Origin of the sequence: Enterococcus sp. AZ020 (assembly GCF_050499205.1) — a bacterium.
Taxonomy (GTDB): domain Bacteria; phylum Bacillota; class Bacilli; order Lactobacillales; family Enterococcaceae; genus Enterococcus_L; species Enterococcus_L dunnyi.
This window is the reverse complement of sequence record NZ_JBIPAT010000020.1, coordinates 1-415: the sequence shown is the minus strand read 5'-3', so window position 1 is coordinate 415 and position 415 is coordinate 1. Positions and strand designations below refer to the sequence as shown.

Sequence of the window (415 nt, the reverse complement as noted above, 5' to 3'; positions counted from 1 at the left end):
GTTTGATGAAGCTTTACAAGATGCTGGCTTCGGTAGTATCAGTGAGATTATCGCTGAAAAAGGTGCTGCGCTTGAAAAAATGCTAACCAATTTCGCTAATGCTTTACCTGGGATCATTAAAACAGCAAAACAGCTATACGACACATTGAAACCATATGAACCAGTACTTGTCGCGTTGGCCGCTAGTATCGGAACATTAATGGTCATCAATAAAGTAAATAGCGCTATGAAAGCTTGGAAAACGGCTACTGAGGCGATGACGATTGTTCAAGCAATTTTAAATTCCACTATGTTAGCCAATCCAATTGTAGCAATTACAACATTAATTGTTGGATTAGTTGCAGGGATTGTTTATCTATGGAAAACTAACGAAGGCTTTAGAAATGCAATCAAAGATATTTGGAAAGGTATCACT

1 pseudogene is annotated in these 415 nt (G+C 37.8%); it reads left to right on the top strand.

Features of this window, described 5'->3' with window-relative positions:
- Nucleotides 1-415: pseudogene (locus IGI58_RS18235) on the top strand (tape measure protein); the annotation flags it as partial.